3 protein-coding genes are annotated in these 3,058 nt (G+C 44.0%); all 3 read right to left on the reverse strand.

Features of this window, described 5'->3' with window-relative positions; all coding sequences use genetic code 11:
* Positions 1 to 125: 125 nt before the first annotated feature.
* Complete coding sequence (locus JXR81_07560) at positions 126 to 761, reverse strand: methionine synthase (protein ID MBN2754708.1); 636 nt, start codon at positions 759 to 761, stop codon at positions 126 to 128.
* Positions 762 to 803: 42 nt separating this feature from the next.
* A complete protein-coding gene (gene yedA, locus JXR81_07565; GenBank protein MBN2754709.1) occupies positions 804 to 1,697 on the reverse strand; it encodes a drug/metabolite exporter YedA in 894 nt (297 codons plus the stop codon).
* A 151-nt stretch (positions 1,698 to 1,848) separates the two neighbouring features.
* Positions 1,849 to 2,871 carry a [FeFe] hydrogenase H-cluster radical SAM maturase HydE gene (hydE, locus tag JXR81_07570; protein MBN2754710.1) on the reverse strand — a complete coding sequence of 341 codons (1,023 nt, stop codon included), beginning with the start codon at positions 2,869 to 2,871 and terminating at the stop codon, positions 1,849 to 1,851.
* Positions 2,872 to 3,058 lie beyond the last annotated feature (187 nt).

Raw genomic sequence — 3,058 nt, forward strand, 5'->3', positions numbered from 1 at the left:
GCGCACCTCCGTATTTCTATGCTACCACGCCTTGGAATAGGACATTTCTATTTTGCATATTTAGGACATTATCACTTTGCGGTTACATTTATTATTACGAAATAACCGCTACGGTCTGCCGGAAACTACTTTACCGGCTGAATACCGGCGATGGCAAGGACGGATTTTTCGGGGAGTAACAGAAACCTGTCGGTGATGGATACCCCTATTTTTTCCAATAAAAGAGAGTCATAAATGTGTTTTTGCGCCGATAACTGCAGGTCCCCATAACCCGGGCTGAAACGCCTTGTGGTGATTCTGCCTTCCCTTTCAAACTTCTTATTTAAAAAATCCTGCATCCAATCAAGCGCACTGTCCGCGGTTTCTGATGCTGTGGCGTCAAATATCATCCCTTTTGCGCCGCTGCCCGACTGAATCTGATTTCTTGCGGCTTCCACTATCTCCGCGCCGGCAGTGGCTGCCATTAAAACAACCTCTGTGCTGTCTTTTAAAAGTTCCGCAAGCTGCCTGCTTTCAAACAGCACGCCGTTGTCCAGCTGAACCCTTGCGTAATCATTGTGGGTTATTAAGTACCTTCCGTAAGCGCCTTTTAACGCGCACAGGCGCCTTGCCTCTTCCATTAATCCTTTTATATTCTTCAGTTCTTCCGCGGTTAATTCTGTAATGCCTTTTTTATACCCCATGCGGAAAAGAATATGTTCATCCACCGCGCGCGCGTTTATGTTATTCAGATACGTCACTGTTGAAAAATGTTCTGTCATTTTTTATCACCCATAAATTTATTTTAACACAAAATACAGCAGTTATACCTTCACTAAATCTTTATCCCTGTCCTTATGCCCCAGGGTTATAAATATAACCCCGATTGTTATAAGCGCCATTGCCGCAAAACCGTGAGCGTTTATGATTTCTTTGCCAAAGGCCACCCCTATAATTACCGCGCCTATCGGATTCACAAAAGAGTAACTTGTGGCAAGCGCGGGGCTTGTATGTTCAAATAAATACATATAGGCGGTAAAGCCAACAAGAGAACCGAAAATTATAAGATATAAAATAGCCATTACAGATTCCGCGGAAGGAACAGCAACAAACCGTTCCCCGGATATAAATCCAACCAGCAATGTAAGCGCCCCGCCCGCTGTCATGGCAAGCGCGCTGCCCATAAGCCCCTTTGGCGCGTTAAGTTTTTTGCCCGCAAAAGAACCCAGCGCCCACGCAGGTGCGGCAACCAATAAAAATAGCGCCCCTATAAAATTACCCTGAAAATCACTTTCAAAGTTCAAAAGAAAAATACCCGCCATGCCAAGCGCCACGCCTATCCATTCCACCTTTGACGCTTTTCTTCCAAAAAACGGGCCTAATATACACGCCCATATTGTGACAGCAGCTATTGCCACCGCGCATAACCCCGACCCTACGGTTTTCATGGCAAGGGCAACAAAACCGGTGCCCATGGCAAACATTAAAAACCCGGAAACCGCGCAGGCGCCCCATTCTTTTAAAGACGGATGTTTTTCACCCCTTAAAATAAGATACAGATAGGTAATAACGCCTGCAATTAAGAACCTTATACCGCACATTAAAAGCGGGGGCACTCCGGTAATCGCGTATTTAATGGCTATATACGTGGTGGACCAGAGCAGGTATATGGAAACCAGGCTTATGATGACTTTTATTTTTTTATCCGCGGGATACATATTGATCCTTAAGTTATTTTATTTGCCACAAGTATGGTATTGCATTATACCGTAGAGGCGAAATATATTACGCCTCGCATTTAAAAATCTAAAACGAGACGCAATGTATTGCGTCTCTACATTAAAAACAAGAACAAATACAAACACCCAACTAAAAACTCTTGTAATCTCCCCTGCCTTGTTCCACGTGTTTGCCGGCGGATTTTATTATGGAGCCGGCGCACAAGTTGCTGCAGTCTTCTTTTACGCATATCTTATTATCATATAGAAGATAACTTTCCCTGTAAGGAGCAGGCGTGTAGTTGGGCATGAATACGTTTGCGCCGTACATCATGGCCATTTTTCTGCCGTCTTTATCAGAAGTACCCATTGCCGTTGTGGCCGGAAGATTCACATTTTTAAGCATAATCCTTATAAGCGCAAGCGTCTTCAAAGTAAGAAAGACTCCTTTGGACTCTTCGCCGCCAAAGGGGGTGTCCTTATGCGGTAAGAAAGGGCCTATTCCCACCATAGCCGGCTGAAGCTCTTTAAAATACAGCAGGTCATCCGCTATCATTTCCATTGTCTGTCCGGGCAGCCCTGTCATTATCCCTGTCCCAACCTGATAACCAAGCTCTTTAAGCCACAAAAGGCACTTTTTTCGGTATTCCAGATCGTCATCCGGATGCAGGGCTTTAAAAAGTTCCGGGTTTGTGGTCTCTATCCTTAAAAGGAACCTGTCGGCACCGGCTTCTTTAAACTGTTTATACACTTCAAACGGCCTCTCGCCTATAGAAATGGTAATTGCCATGTCGTATTTTTCGCGTATCTGTTTTATTATATCCAGCAGCACAGGGTCTGAATCCGCATCTTCGCCGCCCTGCAGCACCACCGTCATTACGCCCTGCGCTTTTAACTTTTCCACAACCGCAAATATCTCTTCGGGCTTAATCAAATACCTTAAAACCTTTTCATTGTCCCGCCTTATACCGCAATAATTACAGTTCTTCCTGCACTTATTGGTATATTCAATAATACCCCTTATAAAAACACCTTTTCCAAAATATTGTTCGCAGATTTCTTCGGATAATTTAAACAACGGCATAAACTCCTGCTCAGTTTTTATGCTAAGCGCAGCGATAAGGTCATCCTTTGTGTAAGTACCGCTCTTTAACCTGTTTATCAACTCTTCCATTTTATGCTCCTTATTAATGATACTTACAAAAACTACCGGACAGCGCGGGAGCGCTGTCCCTACAAATTCAAATTCAAAACACAAGAACGATTCAAATACGCGGACAGCGCGGGAGCGCTGGTACATTGTAAAAAATTACTCCCCTTTTGTTAGAAACACGGTAAAGTGTTTTTAAATCAAAAGAGGA

The organism is Candidatus Goldiibacteriota bacterium (assembly GCA_016937715.1).
Lineage (GTDB): Bacteria > Oederibacteriota > PGYV01 > PGYV01 > PGYV01 > PGYV01.